Source organism: Geodermatophilus ruber, assembly GCF_900114385.1.
GTDB lineage: Bacteria > Actinomycetota > Actinomycetes > Mycobacteriales > Geodermatophilaceae > Geodermatophilus > Geodermatophilus ruber.
On sequence record NZ_FOSW01000005.1, the window covers coordinates 1 to 17,697 of the forward strand.

19 protein-coding genes are annotated in these 17,697 nt (G+C 73.9%); 6 read left to right on the forward strand and 13 right to left on the reverse strand.

Annotation, left to right across the window (positions count from 1 at the left end):
* From BMZ50_RS09515 to BMZ50_RS09545, 7 genes are all read right to left on the reverse strand, one after another.
* Nucleotides 1-603 (reverse strand): signal peptidase I (locus BMZ50_RS09515; protein WP_143087139.1); only part of this gene is annotated, 603 nt, incomplete at its 3' end.
* 35 nt (nucleotides 604-638) lie between these two features.
* On the reverse strand, nucleotides 639-1,253 hold the full coding sequence (locus BMZ50_RS09520; protein ID WP_091323642.1) for a TasA family protein: 615 nt from the start codon (nucleotides 1,251-1,253) through the stop codon (nucleotides 639-641).
* A gap of 153 nt (nucleotides 1,254-1,406) precedes the next feature.
* Nucleotides 1,407-2,663 (reverse strand): sensor histidine kinase, encoded by a 1,257-nt coding sequence (locus tag BMZ50_RS09525; protein ID WP_177212731.1) that lies wholly within the window; start codon nucleotides 2,661-2,663, stop codon nucleotides 1,407-1,409.
* Nucleotides 2,660-3,049, reverse strand: coding sequence for a response regulator transcription factor (locus BMZ50_RS09530; protein ID WP_091323644.1), 390 nt, complete (start codon nucleotides 3,047-3,049; stop codon nucleotides 2,660-2,662). The genes BMZ50_RS09525 and BMZ50_RS09530 overlap by 4 nt, the downstream gene beginning before the upstream one ends.
* 182 nt (nucleotides 3,050-3,231) lie before the next feature.
* The gene (locus BMZ50_RS09535) at nucleotides 3,232-3,900 is read right to left on the reverse strand and encodes a DUF3618 domain-containing protein (protein ID WP_091323646.1); all 669 of its coding nucleotides are present in this window, start codon (nucleotides 3,898-3,900) and stop codon (nucleotides 3,232-3,234) included.
* 43 nt (nucleotides 3,901-3,943) lie between these two features.
* Nucleotides 3,944-4,477 carry a phage holin family protein gene (locus BMZ50_RS09540; protein ID WP_091323649.1) on the reverse strand — a complete coding sequence of 178 codons (534 nt, stop codon included), beginning with the start codon at nucleotides 4,475-4,477 and terminating at the stop codon, nucleotides 3,944-3,946.
* Between the two features lie 3 nt (nucleotides 4,478-4,480).
* Complete coding sequence (locus BMZ50_RS09545; protein WP_091323651.1) at nucleotides 4,481-5,299, reverse strand: hypothetical protein; 819 nt, start codon at nucleotides 5,297-5,299, stop codon at nucleotides 4,481-4,483.
* A gap of 378 nt (nucleotides 5,300-5,677) precedes the next feature.
* On the opposite strand from BMZ50_RS09545, the gene BMZ50_RS09550 reads away from it, so the two are divergent.
* Complete coding sequence (locus BMZ50_RS09550; protein WP_091323653.1) at nucleotides 5,678-6,517, forward strand: siderophore-interacting protein; 840 nt, start codon at nucleotides 5,678-5,680, stop codon at nucleotides 6,515-6,517.
* 27 nt (nucleotides 6,518-6,544) lie between these two features.
* Here the strand turns inward: BMZ50_RS09550 and BMZ50_RS09555 are convergent, their stop codons facing one another.
* The 3 genes from BMZ50_RS09555 to BMZ50_RS09565 all read right to left on the reverse strand — a co-directional run bounded on the left by BMZ50_RS09555 (nucleotide 6,545) and on the right by BMZ50_RS09565 (nucleotide 9,174).
* Entirely contained in the window at nucleotides 6,545-7,324 is a 780-nt protein-coding gene (locus BMZ50_RS09555; protein WP_091323654.1) for an enoyl-CoA hydratase/isomerase family protein, read from the reverse strand.
* A 1-nt stretch (nucleotide 7,325) separates the two neighbouring features.
* Complete coding sequence (ypfJ, locus tag BMZ50_RS09560; protein ID WP_091323657.1) at nucleotides 7,326-8,240, reverse strand: KPN_02809 family neutral zinc metallopeptidase; 915 nt, start codon at nucleotides 8,238-8,240, stop codon at nucleotides 7,326-7,328.
* Between the two features lie 76 nt (nucleotides 8,241-8,316).
* Complete coding sequence (locus tag BMZ50_RS09565) at nucleotides 8,317-9,174, reverse strand: formate/nitrite transporter family protein (protein WP_091323659.1); 858 nt, start codon at nucleotides 9,172-9,174, stop codon at nucleotides 8,317-8,319.
* A gap of 142 nt (nucleotides 9,175-9,316) precedes the next feature.
* Here BMZ50_RS09565 and BMZ50_RS09570 point away from each other — a divergent pair, with 142 nt between their 5' ends.
* The 4 genes from BMZ50_RS09570 (at nucleotide 9,317) to BMZ50_RS09585 (ending at nucleotide 12,493) form a co-directional block, all read left to right on the forward strand.
* Nucleotides 9,317-9,712 (forward strand): hypothetical protein, encoded by a 396-nt coding sequence (locus tag BMZ50_RS09570; RefSeq protein WP_091323661.1) that lies wholly within the window; start codon nucleotides 9,317-9,319, stop codon nucleotides 9,710-9,712.
* A 32-nt stretch (nucleotides 9,713-9,744) separates the two neighbouring features.
* Nucleotides 9,745-10,998, forward strand: coding sequence for a glutathionylspermidine synthase family protein (locus BMZ50_RS09575; RefSeq protein WP_091323664.1), 1,254 nt, complete (start codon nucleotides 9,745-9,747; stop codon nucleotides 10,996-10,998).
* A gap of 9 nt (nucleotides 10,999-11,007) precedes the next feature.
* Complete coding sequence (locus tag BMZ50_RS09580; protein WP_091323666.1) at nucleotides 11,008-11,454, forward strand: nitroreductase family deazaflavin-dependent oxidoreductase; 447 nt, start codon at nucleotides 11,008-11,010, stop codon at nucleotides 11,452-11,454.
* Nucleotides 11,455-11,542: 88 nt separating this feature from the next.
* Nucleotides 11,543-12,493, forward strand: coding sequence for an ABC transporter substrate-binding protein (locus tag BMZ50_RS09585; RefSeq protein ID WP_091323668.1), 951 nt, complete (start codon nucleotides 11,543-11,545; stop codon nucleotides 12,491-12,493).
* A 40-nt stretch (nucleotides 12,494-12,533) separates the two neighbouring features.
* On the opposite strand, the gene BMZ50_RS09590 is transcribed toward BMZ50_RS09585, so the two are convergent.
* The 3 genes from BMZ50_RS09590 to BMZ50_RS09600 all read right to left on the reverse strand — a co-directional run bounded on the left by BMZ50_RS09590 (nucleotide 12,534) and on the right by BMZ50_RS09600 (nucleotide 16,645).
* A complete protein-coding gene (locus BMZ50_RS09590) occupies nucleotides 12,534-14,081 on the reverse strand; it encodes an FUSC family protein (RefSeq protein WP_143087140.1) in 1,548 nt (515 codons plus the stop codon).
* Nucleotides 14,082-14,159: 78 nt separating this feature from the next.
* Nucleotides 14,160-15,530: an MFS transporter gene (locus BMZ50_RS09595; RefSeq protein WP_091323672.1), complete on the reverse strand. Its 1,371-nt coding sequence runs from the start codon at nucleotides 15,528-15,530 to the stop codon at nucleotides 14,160-14,162.
* A 143-nt stretch (nucleotides 15,531-15,673) separates the two neighbouring features.
* The gene (locus tag BMZ50_RS09600; RefSeq protein WP_091323675.1) at nucleotides 15,674-16,645 is read right to left on the reverse strand and encodes an aldo/keto reductase; all 972 of its coding nucleotides are present in this window, start codon (nucleotides 16,643-16,645) and stop codon (nucleotides 15,674-15,676) included.
* 296 nt (nucleotides 16,646-16,941) lie between these two features.
* Between BMZ50_RS09600 and BMZ50_RS09605 the strand changes: the two genes are divergently transcribed.
* On the forward strand, nucleotides 16,942-17,691 hold the full coding sequence (locus BMZ50_RS09605; protein ID WP_091323677.1) for an SDR family NAD(P)-dependent oxidoreductase: 750 nt from the start codon (nucleotides 16,942-16,944) through the stop codon (nucleotides 17,689-17,691).
* Nucleotides 17,692-17,697 lie beyond the last annotated feature (6 nt).

The following is a 17,697-nucleotide window of genomic DNA, read 5'->3' on the forward strand; positions in this document are numbered from 1 at the left end:
CTCCGGGTCCTTGGTGGGGCGCCAGATGGTGAGCAGGAGCCAGCCGGCGAGCAGGGTGGGGGCGCCGTAGACGAGTGCCTGGCTGAGCCAGGGGGTGCGCAGGGCGGCGATGAGGTGGCCGGCCTCGGGGATGACGGCCTGGACCTGGTAGGCGGTGTCGCCGAGGAGGATGGCGGTCCAGGGGTCGGCGTGGTCGTTGGCGTCGCCCTTGGTGTGCACGGTGACGGTGCCGTCGGCGGCGTGGTCGACGGAGATCACGCGGTGGGTGACGATGCGGCGGTCGTCGATGGGGATGTGGTAGGTGATGATCATGCCCTCGGTGACGTCGGCGACGTCCAGGGGTGTGGTGATGAGCAGGTCGCCGGGGTCGATGGCGGGGGCCATGGAGCCGGTGAGCATGGTCATCGTGCGGTAGCCGAGGACGTGCGGGCCGATGGCCAGGCCGGCGAAGGCCAGGACGGCGATCCCCACCAGGGCGCGGACCGACCAGCGGGTGAGGAACGCCGCGAGCGGGCGCAGGGTGCCGGTGGTGCGGGGCCGGGCCGCGGCCGGGGGCAGCGGGCGGGCTGCCCCCGGGGCGGGGAGGGGGAGGACGGCGGTCATGGCGGGTTCTCCGGTCGGTCAGCTCGGGGCGGGGCTCAGCGCGCGGTGCCGTTGCGCTGCGTGCCCTCGAAGACCAGCTCGAACGTGCTGCTCAGGTTCTGGAAGTTGTTGTCCGCCGAGGTCGGCAGCGAGATCGTGAAGACCAGGTGGTCGGTGCCATTCGGCTGCAGACTTGAGAGGTCGCTGTTGAAGGTGTGCGAAGTCTTGACCCGCCCCTGACGCAGCGCCTTCTCAGTTCCGCTGCACGTGTAGGTCGGGGCCTCGGCGGTGCCCCCCTGGGTCCAAGCCACGGAGCACGACTTCAGCGACATCTGCAAACCGTTGATGGAGTCGGTGTCCAGGATGCTCGACACCTGAGCCTTGGTGTTCAGAGTGATGAAGGCCAGGGCGGAGTTGCCCTTGTTGGACAGCGTGACCGCGCGGCTCAGCGAGTCACCAGGCACGAAATTGGCGGTCGTGACCGGGATCGGGGCAGCCGGCTGCGCCAGGTCGATGTCCACCGTGCCGGACTGCACCGTCGTCGAGACCGGGGCGGTCGAGTCGGTGAACGTGCCGAAGGTGCCCAGACCGGCGACCGCAGCGGCCGCGCCGAGCACACCGAGGGAACCGACGACCTTGCGGGTGGTGTTCTTGCGGGTCTTGGTGGTCATGTCCAGCGTCTCCTGCTTCCGACCGGAACGGGGTGTTCCGGTGACAGGGACGACGGTGGGGGCCGATCCGCAGGTGACCCGCCCGTGATCCGCAAGAAAGACGCAAGCCTGGCGCGGATCTCCCGCGGGGGCCTCGGCGGGTGGCCCCGCGGGTCAGCGGGGGAGCGTGAGCGTGAAGGTGGTGCCCTGGTTCTCGACGCTCTCGACGTCGAGCGTGCCGCCGTGCGCGGTCGTGATGGCCTTGGTGATCGCCAGGCCGAGGCCTACCCCGGGCACCGCGTGGCGCCGCGCGGTGGAGGCGCGGAAGAAGCGCGCGAACAGCTGCTGCTGCTCCCCGGCCGGGATGCCCACGCCGGTGTCGGAGACCGCCAGCCGCGCGACCGGCGCCGCGCCGGGCTGCGGCTCGTCGACGACCGCGCCGTCCGTGGTGCGCCAGGCCTGCTCGAGCGTGAGGGTCACCCGGCCGCCGCGCGGGGTGAACTTGACCGCGTTGGAGACGAGGTTGTCGCAGGCCTGCCCCAGCCGCACCGCGTCCCCCCGGACGGCGAGCCCGCCGTCGGGCACCCGCACGAGGAGTTCCACCCCGGCGGTCGCGGCGGTGACGCGGGCGGTGTCCTCCGCGGCGCGCACCACGGCGGCCAGGTCGACGTCCTCGGGCTGCAGGGTGAACCGGCCGGCGTCCACCTGCGCGGTGAACAGCAGGTCGCCGACCAGCCGCAGCAGCCGCTGCGCGTTGCGCTCCACCGTGGTCAGGTACTGCCGCTGCTCCTCGGTCAGCGGCTGGTCCGGGTCGTCGAGGACGAGCTCCAGGTAGCCGAGGATCGAGCTGAGGGGGGTGCGCAGCTCGTGGCTGATGAGGCTCACGAACTGGTCCTTCATCCGCTCGGTCGCGCGCACCTCTGTCATGTCGGTGCCGACGAAGTTCCAGCCGGCGTGCGCGCCGCTGTCGTCGGTGCGCGGCGTGACCGCGACCGAGACGGTGAGCTCCTCGCCGTCGGGGGAGACGTAGGTCCAGTCGCGGACGTCGCGGCCCTGCTCCTGCGCGGTACGCACCAGCGCGGCCAGCCCGCCGCCGGCCTCCTCCAGTTCCTCCGGCAGGTGGAACTCGGTGATCGTCCGCCTGCGGACGACGTCGGCGCGGGGGAGGCCGAGCAGTTTCTCCGCCCCCGGGTTCCAGACCCGGATGACGCCGTCGCGGTCGGTCCCGATGATCGACTGCTCGGTGACCGCGTCGATGACGCTGGTCATCGTCTGCGCGCGGGCCTGCAGCATCCGGGTGGCGATCTCCAGCTCGTCGTCCCGGTGCTGCATCTGGCCGAGCAGCCGGTCCCGCTCGGCCTCCAGCCGGGCCACCTCGCGGCGCAGCCGCAGCACCTCATCGGCCCGGTCCGGTGCCTCGGCCGTGGTCATCGGGCTGCTCCCGCGGTCAGCTCGCGCACCCGCGCGACGAGTTCGGCGACGGCGAAGGGCTTGGCGAGGTAGGCGTCGGCGCCGGCGGCGAGGCCGCGGGCGACGTCGTCGGGGGAGGCGCCGGCCGACAGCAGCAGGATCCGGACCCCGGCAGTGGCCGGCTCGGCGCGCAGCGTCGCGCACACCTCCAGCCCGGTGGCCCCCGGCATGGAGACGTCGAGGACGGCGAGCGCGGGGTGTTCCTCCCGGGCGGCGGCCAGCGCCGCGGTGCCGTCGGCCACCGCGGCCACGACCGCGCACCCGGCTCTGCGGACGGCCAGGCCGACCAGCGCCCGGATGTCGTCCTCGTCGTCGGCGACCAGCACGCGCGGGGGTGCTGCGTCCACGAGCGGGCTCCCTCGGGTCGGGCGGCCCGGGGTGCCGGGCGGTGTCGCGGTGGACAACGGCGTCCCGGTGTCCCCGCTGCAGCCCGCCTGCAGGCCGGTCACCCGAACAGGTGACCGGCCTGGAAACGGCGCTGCGCCCCGCCGGGAGGTCCGGCGGGGCGCAGCGACGGAAGGGGAGACGGTCAGCCGCGGGCCTGGGTCTGCACCGTCTCCCGGGACTGCTGGGCCTGGCCCTGCACGTCCTGGGCCGCGGACCGGCCTTCCTCCCTGACGGTGGCAGCGGCGTCCTGCGCGGTGGACTTGACCTCCTCCACGGCCTGCTGGGCGGCGGGCTTGAGCTGCTCGCCGATCTCCTGCGCGGCCTGCTTGGCCGGTTCGAGCAGCGCGTCCTTGTTCTCCCGCACCGCCTGCTCGGCCTGCTGGGCCAGCTGCTTCTCCGTCTCCGATGCCGGCATGAGGCTGGAGACCAGCCAGCCGACGCCGAAGGCGATCAGCCCGGCTGCGAGCGGGTTGCCCTGGGCCTGCCGGGTGATCGTCTCCGGAGCCTGCTGCACCGCAGCGGCGGCCGACTGGGCCGCTCCCTGCACGGACTCCGCAGCGCTGGAGGCCGCATCCTGCACCGAGCCGGTGGCGTTGGACACCATGCCCTGGGCGGACGAGGTCGTGTCCTGGGTGCTCCCCATCACCTTCTCCTTCGCACGGGTGATGCGGCCCCTGGCCGCCGAGACCCGCCGGTCCATGACGCGGGCGGGGTTGACCTTCTCGTTCAGGGCGTCGACGTCGTAGCTGAGCTCGCGCTGGGTCGCCTCGATCTGCCGGCGGATGACGTCCGGGTCGTTGCTCGTGGTCATGTCACGTACTCCGATGTCTGAGAGGGGACGGTGTGGCCGCGGGTCAGCGCGGCTTCAGCGCGTCGGGCACCTGCTGGAGGGTGTCGACGGTGCGCTCTGGCTTGGGGTTGACCTGCTGGAACTGCTTGCGTCCCATCGCGTACGAGACAGCACCGATGACGCCCCAGATGACCGCCACGATCAGCGCCGACCAGCTGTGGCCCACCAGGTGGGACAAGGCCCACCACAGCGCGATGGAGAGGAACAGCAGCGCCATGTAGCCGGCGAACCCGGCCGCGCCCATGAGGCCCGCGCCCTTGCCGGCCTTGCCCGCCTCGGCCCTGATCTCGGCCTTGGCCAGGTCGAGCTCCTGGCGCATGAGCGTGGAGAGGTCCTTGGCCACCTCACCCATCAGCTCGCCGACCGACGCGTTTTCGACGTCGGGGCGGCCTTCCTCCGTGGTGGGCGTGCCCATCGCACCGCTGTGCGCTCCGTAGGCCTGCGCCTGCTCCGGGCTCACCGCGTAGTTGGCCTGGGTGGGGTCCCCGTAGCCCTGCGGCGTCCCGACCGGCGTCGAGCCGGAGTAGGGAGTACTCATCGGTCAGACCCCCCGCCCCGGGGTCCGCGTCGGGTCGTCCCAGCCGGCCGGGGTGGTCGGCGGAACGGCGGCGCCGGCGGGCGGCACCGTGCCGTACGGGGGCGGCGGTACCGGTGCCGTGCCCGGGGCCGCGGTCCCGCTGTAGGCGGCGGTCTCGTCATAGCCGGTCGTCGTCGGGGTGTAGCCCGAGTAGGCCGGCGACGGGTCGACGTAGTTCGTCTGCGCGTAGCTGACCGGAACGGCGCGCCGGTCGGTGCCCGACGGCCCGTTGTCGGTGTGCGCGGCCTTGACCCCGCTGGTGAGCCGGCCGGCGACGACGCCCGCGAGCGCGGCGCCGAGCAGGAACGTGCCGGGCTTGCGGCGCGCGAACGAGCGGACCTCCTCGAGCAGATCACCCGGTTCGCGGTTCTGCAGCCAGCCGGCGAACTCCTCCACCTTGCCGGTGGCCTGCTCCACGAGGTCCCGGGCCGGGCCGGAGGGCGCCCCGCTTCCCTCGGCCATCCCGCGCAGCTGCCCGGCGAGGCCCTGCAGGCCCTGGGCCGCCTTCTGCTGCTGGGTGGCGGCCTGGTCGCGCAGCTGGGTGCGGCCCTGGTTCACCAGGTCCTGGGCCTGCATCCTGGTCTCCCGGACGACCTCCTCGGCCTGGCCGGCGGCGGTCGAGGCGACCTGGCTGCCGGCCTGCGCGGCGGTCTGGCCCACGGTGCGGGCCTCGTCCCTGGCGACCTCGGTGGTGGACGGGGACCCGGTGGTGCCGGTGCCCCCGGCGGTCGCGCCCGAGCCCGAGGGCGGCGGCGGGAACGGGGTGTCGATGGAGTGAGTCATCGGTTCTCCTCGGCTTGGGTCGTGGTCGGAGCAGCGCTACCCACGGCGTAGTGACGCACACATGCGGCAATGACGGCCGTCAGCTGGGCGTATGCAGGTATGACAGGGATCCCGATCGCGTCGGTGCTGACCGGGGATGCGACCGCCCGTCAGGGCATCGCGTTCCGACAGGGGGTGGGGACTGGCGGACCGTGCTCCCGGGTCCAGCCCCGGGTTCGCGGCCGGTGGGCCCCCACCGCGTCTTGATGAGGTGCCGTCTGGCGCGCTCCGACTTACCCGTGCGGGAAGCAACGAAACGACCGGGTCCGCGCGGGCGGGAGGGGGCTGGACAGCGCCAGTAAGGTGAGGCAAACCTGACCCCTGAACCCAGGAGCGCCCGTGGCCGAGTCCCCACGCCGACCCCGCACCCCCCGGGTGGCCACCGTGCTGCGCACGTCCCGGCCGACCCCGCACCTGATCCGCGTGGTGCTCGGTGGGACGGAGCTCGCCGGATTCGCTCCTGAGCACACGGACGCCTACGTCAAGCTCGTCCTCCCGCCGCCCGGTGCTCCCTACACCGCGCCCTTCGACGTCGAGCAGGTGAAGAGCACCCATCCGCAGGAGCAGTGGCCCTGCCTGCGCACCTACACCGTCCGGGCGTGGGACGACGCTGCCGGTGAGCTGACCCTCGACGTCGTCGTCCACGGCGACGAGGGTGTCGCCGGCCCCTGGGCGGTCGCCGCCCGGCCGGGCGACCGGGTGCAGCTGCTCGGCCCCGGCGGCGCCTACACCCCCAGCGCGGAGGTCGACTGGCACCTGCTCGCCGGTGACGAGACGGCGCTGCCGGCCATCGCCGCCTCGCTCGACCGGCTCCCCGCGGGCGCCCGGGCGCGGGTCTTCCTCGAGGTGGCCGACGCCGCCGAGGAGCAGCCGCTGACCGTTCCGGCCGACGTCGAGGTGGTCTGGGTGCACCGCGCCGGGCTGCCGGGGGAGGCGCTGGTGGCCGCCGTCCGCGGTGCCGACCTGCCCGCCGGCTCGCTGCACGCCTTCGTGCACGGCGAGGCCGGTTTCGTCCGCGAGCTGCGCCGGTTCCTGCGCGTCGAGCGGCAGGTGCCCCGCGAGCTGATGTCGGTCTCGGGCTACTGGCGGCTGGGCCGCACCGACGAGGGCTGGCGGGCCGAGAAGGTGGAGTGGAACGCCGCCGTCGAGGCCGACGAGCAGGCGCTCGCGCTCAGCTGACGCCGTTCCCAGGGGCTTCGAGGCAGCTCAGGGGGTCCAGGGGAACCGCGGCGGGCGGCGCTCGGCGAAGGCGGCCACACCCTCCGCGAGCTCACCCCTGGCGATCGTCTCCCGGTACCAGCGACCGGCCTCGGCCTGACCGTCGCGCCCGGCGGTGAGGGCGGCGACGATCTCCTTGGTCGCGCGCTGGGTCAGCGCCGAGCGCGAGGCCAGCACCTCCGCGAAGCGGCGCACCTCCGGTTCCAGGCCGGCGGGCTCGAGCACGCGGTCCACCAGCCCCGTCCGCAGCGCGGTCGGTGCGTCGATCAGCTCGCCGCTGAAGAGCAGGTACCGGGTGAGCGCCGGCCCGACCAGGTCGACCAGCGCCTTCGTCGACTCGGGCGTGTAGACGATGCCGACCTTGGCCGGGGTGACACCGAAGACGCCGGTCGGGTCGGTGAACCGCAGGTCGCAGCAGGTGGCCAGCTCGACCCCGCCGCCGATGCAGTGCCCGCGGATCATCGCGATCGTCGGCTTCGGGAAGGTGCGCAGCGCCGCCTGCGCCGCGAGGTTGTCCGCGCGCAGCGTCGCCATCGGGTCCTCGGGGTCCGGCCCGCCGAGCAGGTCGGTGATGTCGGCGCCGGCGCAGAAGCTCGGCCCCGCTCCGGTGACCACCAGGACGCGTACCGCGGGGTCCTCCGCGGGCTCGGCCAGCGCCTCGGGTAGCGCCGCCCACATCTGCGCGGTCAGCGAGTTGCGCTTCTCCGGCCGGTCGATGGTGAGGACGGCGACGGCGCCGTCCCGGGTGATCCGCAGGTGGTCGCTCATCTCAGCCCAGGTCCGCCGTGGCAAAGGTGTCGCACCGCGCCGGGTCGCCGGTCTGGTAGCCGGTGGTGAACCAGCGCTGCCGCTGCTCGGACGAGCCGTGCGTGAACGCGTCCTGGTCCACCGTGCCGCCGCCGAGGTTCTCCTGGATGAAGTCGTCCCCGATCCGGCCGGCGGCGTCCAGCGCGCGGTCGATGTCGTCCTGGGTGATCTCGGCGATCAGCGGCTCACCCGAGTCGTCCGGCACGTTCTCGGCGTGGTTGGCCCAGGCGCCGGCGTAGCAGTCGGCCTGCAGCTCGAGCCGGACGGTGCCGCTGGCCGGGCCGGACTCGCCGGGGGTCACCTGCCGGTTGGTGCCGAGCAGGTTCTGCACGTGGTGGGCGTACTCGTGGGCGATCACGTAGGCGTTGACGAACAGCCCGCCCTGCGCGCCGAACTGCTGCTGCAGCTGGTCGAAGAACGACAGGTCGATGTAGACCAGCTGGTCGGCCGGGCAGTAGAAGGGGCCCGAGCCGCTGGTGGCGCCCCCGCAGCTGGTCTGCACCGAGCCGGAGAAGAACACCGTGTCGGTGGGGGAGTAGCGGTCACCCAGCACGCCGGCCCAGTAGTCCTGGATCGACTCGATGTCGGCCACGACCGCGCAGTCGACCGAGTCGTTGGCGTCCGCCCCGGTCCGGCAGTTCTGCTCCAGCTGGCCGTTGTCGGCGGTCTCGCCCTGGGCCAGGCCGCCCAGCTGCCCGAGCGCCGCCCCCGTGCCGCCGTCCCCGCCGCCGAGGAGCTGGAACAGCACCAGCACGACGACGCCGACCACGCCGAGCCCGCCGCCGCCCACGGCCAGCCCCCGGCCGCCGCGCACGCCGCCGCCACGGCGGTCCTGCACGCCGGACGTGTCGAGGTCGGCTCCCTCGCGGTACCTCATCGGTGGACACCCTCCGGGTCGCGTGGCACACCGAGACGGTGCCATCCGCAGCGCGGTTGCCCCGACCGGGGGTGGGTCATGCGCGCTCGGCGGCCTCCCCACCGACCGGCGTCCGGCTGGGCCTTTCCCTGGGGGCGCCGCGCAGGAACAGGTACCAGTAGGACGTCGAGACGAAGATCACCGCGCCGACCACGTTCCCCAGGGAGGCCATCAGCCAGTTGAACAGGGTGTCGCCCCAGCCGATCCCGGGCACGCCGGCGAACATCGCGGCGGGCAGGAAGAACATGTTGGCCACGACGTGGTCGAAGCCCATCGCGACGAAGGCCATGATCGGCATGAAGATCGCGAGGATCTTGCCGGAGACCGCGGACGTCGCCAGCGACATCCACACCGCGAGGCAGACCAGCCAGTTGCAGCCGACGCCGCGCAGGAAGATCTGCCACGCCGACTCGTTTAGCGCCTTGTTCCCGGCGATCTGGGCCAGCCGGTCGTGCAGCAGGCCGGGGGTGCCCGAGGCGCCGGGCGGGCCGATCACCCCGGCCTGGACGGCGAGGAAGTACGCCACGAACAGCGCCCCGAGCAGGTTGCCCAGCAGCACGAGGGTGAGGTTCCGGACGGTGTCCCCCGTGGTCAGCCGGCCGTGCATGGCGCTGAGCGGGACGAGCATCATGTTGCCGGTGGCGAGGTCGGAGCCTGCGATGAGCACGAGCACCAGGCCCAGGGTGAAGGCCGCGCCCATGAAGAGCGTCGGCAGCGTGCCCCACCGGGCCGGGTCCAGTCCGGAGGAGACGGTGATCGCCACCGGGGCGCCGAAGGCGATGTAGGCGCCGCCGAGGAAGGAGCTGACCAGGACGCGGTCCCACGTCCGGTGGACCTTCTTGGCGCCGGTCTCGCTGGCCACCTGGGCCATCTCGGGGGGCTGGCGGTCGGGCATCACGTCTCCAGAGGATGCGCACACCTCGCGTTCGACCGACCGTACGTCCGGCGTTCGGGGTCGGCACGTCGGCGGTGGAGGGCCGCACCGCCCGGCGGCGGCGATCTAGGGTCGGACGACATCCACCGAGCCGGGAGAGCAGATGGCCGTCTCCAACCGCGTCCGCAGCGCCCTGACGACCACGGTGCTCGCGACGGCGGCCACCGGGTTCCTCGCCGGCTGCTCGGCGGGGGAGGACGAGCAGGAGCAGGTCGCCTACTGCACCGACGAGAACGGCGAGATCGTCGACGACGACTACTGCGACGACGACTACCGCGGGCCCGGCGCGGGGCTGTTCTTCCTCTACCTCGGCGGCTTCCGCCCCGGCCTGCCGGTGGGCACCGTGCTGCCCCGGGGCGGCACCCGGATCGCCCCGACCGACACCGCGGCCCGCCAGCGCGCCGGCCTGCCCGGCACCGGGCGGGTCGATGCCGGCACACGGGTCAGCGGCGGCATCGGCAGCGGGATCGGCGGTCGCGCCGGCACCGCGGGCGGCTGAGTGCGGCCGGTTCACGACGAGCGGGGAGCGGCATGAGGCGGATCGAGGGCGGGGCGGTCCGGCCCGGCTGGGAGGCGGAGATCGAGGCCCAGGGACTGGTCTTCAACCGCACCCACCTTCCCGGCGGCGAGGTGCGCAGCTACTGGCGCGAGGGCCCCTTCTACGACTTCTCGCTGGCCGAGGTGCAGCGGCTCGAGGGCTGGGTGGCCCAGCTGTTCGAGATGTGCGTGGCCGCCGGCGAGTACGTCCTCGAGCACGACCTGTTCGACCGGATGGGGATCCCGCCGATCGCCCGGCCGGAGATCCGCCGCACGTGGGAGGCCGAGCCGCCCAGCGTCTACGGCCGCTTCGACCTGCGCTACGACGGGCACGGCCCACCCAGGCTGCTGGAGTTCAACGCCGACACCCCGACCGGGCTGGTCGAGTCCGCCGTCACCCAGTGGAACTGGCACCTGTTCACCGGCCAGGGCAGCGACCAGTGGAACGCCCTGCACGAGCGGCTGGTGACGGCCTGGAAGCGCAACCTGCTGCGGTGGGAGCGGCGCACCGGCGTCCGCCCCCGGGTGCACCTGGCCTGGACGGCGGAGGAGACCTCGGGCGAGGACCGGATGACCGTGGCCTACCTGATGGACACCGTCGTGCAGGCCGGCTACGAGGCCATCGAGCTGATCGTCGAGGACATCGCGCTCGACCCGAACGACGGGCGCTTCTACGACCCGCAGGGCCGCCACCTGGACGTCGTCTTCAAGCTCTACCCCTGGGAGTGGCTGGTCGAGGACGAGTTCGGCCCCGCGGTGCTGGCCGACGCCGCCCGGCCCGGCGGCACCACCTGGGTCGAGCCCGCCTACAAGATGCTCTGGAGCACCAAGGCGCTGCTGCCGGTGCTCTGGCAGCTGTTCGGCAGCGACCCGGTGCTGGGCGAGCTGCTGCTGCCGGCCTACTTCGCCGACGAGATGCCCTCGAGCTGGCGCACCTACGTGCGCAAGCCCCTGTGGGGCCGCGAGGGCGCCAACGTGGCGATCGTCCGGGACGGCGCGGTCGCCGTCGAGCTGCCGGGGCGCTACGGCATCGAGGGGTACGTCGTCCAGGAGTACGCCCCGCTGCCGGACTTCCCCGGGGTCGACGGGCCGCACCGCCCGGTGCTGGGTGCCTGGGTGGTCGACGGCGAGCCGGCCGGGCTGGGTATCCGGGAGAGCGACGGGCCGATCACCGACAACCTCAGCTGGTTCGTGCCGCACACCATCGACTTCGCGGCTCCGGAGGCCGATCGGCGCCGGCGGTCCTAGGTTCGAGGCATGCCGCTGGAAGGTGAGTACGAACCCAGCCCGCAGCAGTGGGTCCGCGACCAGGTGGAGCTCTACGAGCGCACCGGGGGCCGGGAGGGCAACACGCTGCTCGACCGCGGGCTCCCCGTGGTCATCTACAGCACCCGGGGTGCGAAGAGCGGCAAGGTGCGCAAGCAGCCGCTCATGCGGGTGGAGCACGACGGGGCCTACCTGATGGTCGGCTCCATGGGCGGTGCCCCGACGGATCCGGCGTGGGTGGCGAACCTGCGCGCGCACCCCGATCAGGTGACCGTGCAGGACGGCCCCGAACCGTGGGACGGCGTGGCCCGCGAGCTCTCCGGGGACGAGCGGGCGCAGTGGTGGGAGCGAGCCGTGGCGGCGTTCCCGGACTACGCCGACTACCAGACGAAGACCGACCGGCAGATCCCGGTGTTCGTCGTCGAGCGGCGGTCCTGACACCCCCGTGCCGAGCTGAGGCAAGGCTGCCCTAAGTTCTCCGTGACGCCGGAGGGGCCGGCGGATCAGGAGGACCACTGTGCACGGGATGGGGCGCTACCGCCGGACGGCACTCGCGCTGGCGGTGGGGCTCGTGCTCGCCGGCTGCGGCTCGGACGACGGGGGCAGGGGTGCCGAACCCACGGCCGGGACGCGCACGGTCGAGCACGCGTCCGGGACGACGGAGATCGAGGGCGCCCCCGAGCGGGTCGTCGTCCTCGACACCGGGGAGCTGGACAGCGTCCTGGCTCTCGGCGTCACCCCGGTCGGCTCGGTGCGCACCGCGGTCAGCGACGAGCTGCCGGGCTACATCCAGGACGCCGGCGTGGACCCGGCCGACATCGCCAACGTCGGCACCATCAGCGAACCCGACCTCGAGGCGATCGCCGCCCTGGAGCCCGACCTGATCCTGTCGAACATGGTCCGGCACGCCGACATCTACGAGCAGCTGGCGGCCATCGCCCCCACCGTGTTCGCCGCGTCGGTCGGCGAGGCGTGGAAGGACAACCTGCGGCTGGCCGGCGAGGCGCTCGACCGCGCAGAGGAGGCCGAGGAGCTGCTGGCCGAGTACGAGCAGCGCGCCGGGGAGGTCGGGGAGCTCTACGGCGACCCGGCGGCCACCGAGGTGAGCATGGTGCGCTTCCTCGACGGCTCGGCCGTGCGGCTCTACGGGGTGGGCTCGTTCATCGGCGCGGTGCTGGCCGACGTCGGCTTCGCGCGGCCTGAGCTGCAGCGCACGCAGGAGACCTTCGTCGAGGTGAGCCCGGAGAACATCTCGCAGGCCGACGGCGACCTGGTGTTCTCCGCCGCCTACGGCGCGGACGGGCAGACCGCCGCCGGGCAGATCACCGCCGGCGGGCTGTGGCAGGGCATTCCCGCCGTGCAGGAGGGCCGGGCGTTCGAGGTCGACGACGACCGCTGGTTCCTGGCCATCGGCCCGCTGGGCGCCGGCCTGGTGCTCGACGACCTGGAGGAGGTCGCCGGCCGGCTGCAGGGCTGAGCCGTTCCCGCCCCGGCCGGCGCCGGCCGGGGCGGGGTGGTCACCGGGCGAGGTCGTCGGCGATGCGCCGGGCGAGGGAGCCGGCGAGCGCGTCGTCGCGCCGGGCCCGGGCGCCGAGCAGCCCCCAGCCGAGGTCCGCCACCCAGCGTGAGCGGCGCAGCCACGCGGTCGCCTGCGCGGGGGGCAGCAGCTCGGCTCGCGCGGCGGTGGCCACCTCGTTGAGCTGCACGAGGGCGTCGTGCAGCCGGCCGTCGGCCGCCGACCCCGGGGGCGCCACGGACGCGGCCACCGCCGCGTCGGCCGCGGTGCCCACCGTTCCCGGCAGCCGCCGGCTGGCGGCCCGGGCGAGCAGGGTCAGGCCCACGGCCAGGGCCAGCACGATGCCGACGGCGGTCTCGGCCAGCCGCTCGCCGACCAGGGCGACGCCGGGGAGGGTCGGCACGCCGATGTGCACGAGCAGCAGCACCAGCGGCGTGATGAACGCGACGGCCAGCACGTACTGGTGGACGATCAGCAGCTCCACACCCAGCTGCAGGACGCCGACCAGTGCGATCTCCACGGCGAGCGGCAGGTCCAGCCAGATGAGCAGGGCGGCGACGAGAACACCGAGCACGGTGCCGGTCGCCCGGTGCAGGGCCCGCGCCCGGGTGGCGCGCGCGTCCGTGCCCAGCTGCACGCCGACCGCCGTGCTCACCGCCCAGTAGGGGCTGGCCAGGCCCAGCGCGGTGGCGATCAGGCCGGCGGCGCCGGCGCCCACGCCGATGCGCAGCCCCGTCGACGCCCAGGGGGCGTGCCACCAGCGGGGGTCGCGCGGCTCGCCCTCCGGGAGCGGGCCGGTGCCCGGCGGGGTCGCCGGCAGCGCCTGCATGAACCGCTGCTCGAGCGCGTCCAGCCGGGCCCGCAGCGACCCGTCGTCCCGCCGGCTGCCCCCGCGGACGGCGGCGTCGGCCACGCGCACCGCCCGGGCCACCGCGCCGGGGCGGGTGGTGCCCGGCTCACCCCGCTCGACCGCGGCGACGGCGTCCTCGGCGGCGAGCAGAGCCCGGCGCTCGGGTCCGGTGGGATCCCACAGCCACGGCAGCATGCAGCCGATCCAGGCCAGCGCCGCACCGCCCGCGGCCGCCAGCAGGTGCAGGCCCGGCTCGCCGGCGGTGCCCAGGGCGCTGGACCCTCCGGCGACCAGGACGATGCCGAGCGGGCCCGGCGGGCCGACCCGCCAGACCACCGTCGCCGCGGCGGCACCGGCGGCGAGCGCACCGCACAGCAGGGAGAGCAGCACCGGGTGCGGGCCGGTCAGCGCGCCGAGCGTGCCGGCGACGGCGAGGGTGACCCCGACGGCGGCCACCACGACCGCGCGCCGCCGGTAGGGCAGGGCGTGCCCGTACACCGCGGTCAGCGCGCCGAGCGCGGCCGCCGACCCGAGCTCGGGCCGGCCCAGGGCCACCCCGACCGCGAGCGGCACCACGATGCAGACGGCGGCGGTGACCCCGCGGCGGCCACCGGTCTGCCACAGCGCCGAGAGGGCGGGCAGGGACGGGCCGAGCAGGTGCGGGCGCACCCGCCGCACGGGGGACGGAGCACCGGACACGTGCTCATCGTCGCCGGTCCCGGCCGGCCGCACCGGCCGGGACCGGCGTGATCCCCGTCCCTGCGGGACCCGGGCCGGTCAGGCCGCGGGCTGCCGCTGCAGCGACTCGGCGTCCTCCTCCGCGCTGGCGTGCGGCTGGGGCATGAGCAGCAGCGCGACGAACGAGATCACCGCGCAGCCGATGATGTACATCGAGATCCAGAACGAGGACCCGGTCGCCGCGAGGATCGCCGCGGCGATCAGCGGCGCCGGGCCGCCGGCGATGACCGACGCGAGCTGGTAGCCCAGCCCCGCGCCGCTGTAGCGCACGCCGGTGCCGAAGGTCTCGGAGATCAGCGCCGCCTGCGGGCCGTACATGATGTCGTGGAAGACCAGCGACACGACGATCGCCAGCAGCACCAGCCCCGCCTGCCGGGTGTTGAGCAGGGCGTAGTAGGGGAAGGCGAACAGCCCGATCAGGACGATCCCGGTGCCGTAGACCAGCCGCCGGCCGAACCGGTCCGACAGGTGCCCGAACAGCGGCACGGTGATCATGCCGACGGCCGCGGCCACGAGGGTGTCGTTGAGCAGGGAGTCGCGATCCAGGCCCAGCTCCTCGGTGCCGTAGGCGAGCACGAAGGTGATGAACAGGTAGAACGGCGCCTGCTCCGCCATCCGGACGAACGCCGAGGTCGCGATCGCCCGGGGCTGGGTCCGGAAGACCTCCAGCACCGGCTGCTTCACCACGGTCTGCTCCTGGCGCAGCCGCGCGAACTGCGGCGTCTCCAGGATCGAGAGCCGGACGTACAGGCCGATGCCGACGAGCACGACGCTGAGCAGGAACGGGATCCGCCAGCCCCAGGCGTCGAAGCCGGCCGGCCCGGCGATCTCGGAGGTGATCCGGACCGCGAGAGTGGACAGCAGCAGCCCCAGCGGCACGCCCAGCTGGGGCAGGCTGGCCATGAACCCGCGCCGCCTGCTCGAACCCCACTCCATCGACAGGAGCACCGAGCCGCCCCACTCCCCGCCGACGCCGATGCCCTGCACGATCCGGAGCACGACCAGCAGGACCGGGGCGAGCGGGCCGATCGCGTCGTAGCCGGGCAGCAGGCCCATGAGCGCGGTCGCGGCGCCCATCAGGGTGAGGGTCGCGATCAGCGCCGCCTTGCGGCCGATCCGGTCGCCGTAGTGCCCGAAGATCGCCGCGCCCACCGGGCGGGCGGCGAACCCGACGAACAGCGTGGAGAACGAGGCCAGGGTGCCGGCCAGCGGGGACTCGGTCGGGAAGAAGATCTTCGGGAAGACCAGTGCGGCCGCCGTCCCGTAGAGGAAGAAGTCGTACCACTCGATCGTCGTCCCGACGGTGCTCGCGACCGCCGCCTTGACGCGCTGCGACCGGACCGTCGGGGACGGGTGCCCGCCGCCGGGGCGGTGTTCTGCCGGCTGCTCGGGACGATTCGCGTCGGCCATCTGGAGACTCCTCTCCCGCGGGCACGCCGGGGCGCGCTGTGGCGCCGGTCACCCTCCGCCTGCGATGCGCGCGCGTCAATGCAGGAGCGGCTGCCTGTTCCTCCCCCGGGGGGCGCCGCCGCGGCGGCGACCGGCCCGGGGCTTCAGAACCCGACGACGGCGTGCGGCCGGTAGGGCTCCTCGAGCCTGGCGATCTCCTCCGGGCCCAGGTGCAGCTCGAGCGCGGCAACGGCGTCGTCGAGGTGCGCGTCCTTGGTGACGCCGACGATCGGCGCGGTGACCACCGGCTTGGACAGCACCCAGGCCAGCGCCACCTGGGCCCGGGACACCCCGCGCTCCGCGGCGATCTCGGCGACCCGGGCCACGATCGCGCGGTCGCTGCTCTCGTCGTAGAGCCGCCGGCCGAACTCGTCGCTGCCGGAGCGGGCGGTCTCCTCGTCCCAGTCCCGGGTCAGCCGTCCCCGGGCCAGCGGGCTCCACGGGATGACGCCGACGCCCTGGTCCGCGCAGAGCGGGTGCATCTCCCGTTCCTCCTCCCGGTTGAGCAGGTTGTAGTGGTCCTGCATGGACACGAACCGGTGCCAGCCGTGCTCGCCGGCCGTGTACAGGGCCTTGCTGAACTGCCAGGCCCACATGGAGGAGGCGCCCAGATAGCGCACCTTCCCGGCCCGCACGACGGAGTCCAGCGCCTCGAGGGTCTCCTCGAGCGGCGTGCCCGGGTCCCACCGGTGGATCTGGTAGAGGTCGACGTAGTCGGTGCCCAGCCGGCGCAGGCTGTCCTCGAGCTCGCGGATGATCGCCTTCCGGGACAGGCCCGCCCCGTTCGGGCCCGGCCGCATCCGCCCGTGCACCTTCGTCGCGAGGACGACGTCCTCCCGGTCGGTGAAGTCGCGGATCGCCCGGCCGGTGATCTCCTCGCTGGACCCGTCGGAGTAGACGTTCGCGGTGTCGAAGAACGTGATGCCCGCGGCGATCGCCTTCTCGATCAGCCGGCGGCTGTCCTCCTCCGGCAGGCTCCACGGGTGGTTGCCGCGGGCCGGTTCGCCGAAGCTCATCATCCCGAGGCAGATCCGCGAGACCTGCAGGCCGGTGCTGCCCAGACGCGTGTACTCCATGCCGCCACCCAACCCCGGCGCCCGGGCCGCCCGCCACTCCCGCTGCCTGCGTCGTCCGTGGGTTGCCGGTGCTGAAGGAGCGGCAACCCACGAGGAACACCGGCAAACGGGCCGCAGGACCGCAGGTTCTCGCGCTCCGCAGGTGCGGGGCGGCCCGGAGTGGGTATGGGGCGGCGCGGACCACGCGAGGGATAACTCCGAGGGGACCGCTCCATGAGCCGACTCCGCCCGGACCTCGCTCCCCTGGGCGAGGCCGTGCGACCACTTCCTGTCCGTACCCGACCCACCACCCGGCCGTGAAGCGGCTGTCCGGACGACGCGTCGTCGTGACCGGTGGTGCCGAAGGCATCGGGGCCGCCATCGTTCGCGTGTTCGCCGCGGAGGGGGCGACAGTCGCCATCCTCGACCGCTGCGGTGAGGAGGCCGCCCTGCTGGCCGCGGAGGTCGGCGGGTACGCCTGCGTCGTCGACCTCTCCGACGTCGCCGCCACCCGGGAGGCGATGGAGAAGGCGCTGGGCCGCCTCGGTGGCATCGACGTGCTGGTCAACAACGCGGGTGCCCGGCGGTTCGCGCCGTTGCTGGAGATGGAGGCCGCGGAGCTCGGGCAGGCGTTCGCCACGCCCGCGCAGTGCATGCTCATCGCGATCCAGGCGGCGGCCTGGGCGATGATCGGCATGCGCGCCCCCGCCGAGGACTGCGCCGGCAAGGTCATCAACGTGGCCAGCGCGGGCGGCCCGGCCAGCGGCGGGCAGGCGCACTACGCCGCCGCCAAGGCCGCGGTCACCGCGCTCACCCGGGTCGCCGCGCACGAGCTCGGCCCGCACGGCATCACGGTCAACTGCCTGTGTCCCGGCTACCTGCTCGACCGGGCGGAGGTCGCGCCGCGCGGCACCCGCGAGCTCGACACCTGGTCGGTGCTGTCCCCGCTCGGCCGGCTCGGCGCCCCCCAGGACGTCGCCCGCGCCGCGCTCTTCCTCGCCTCCAGCGACTCCGACTACCTCACCGGGGACTCTCTCGACATCGCCGGCGGCATGGTCCTGCGCTGACTGCCA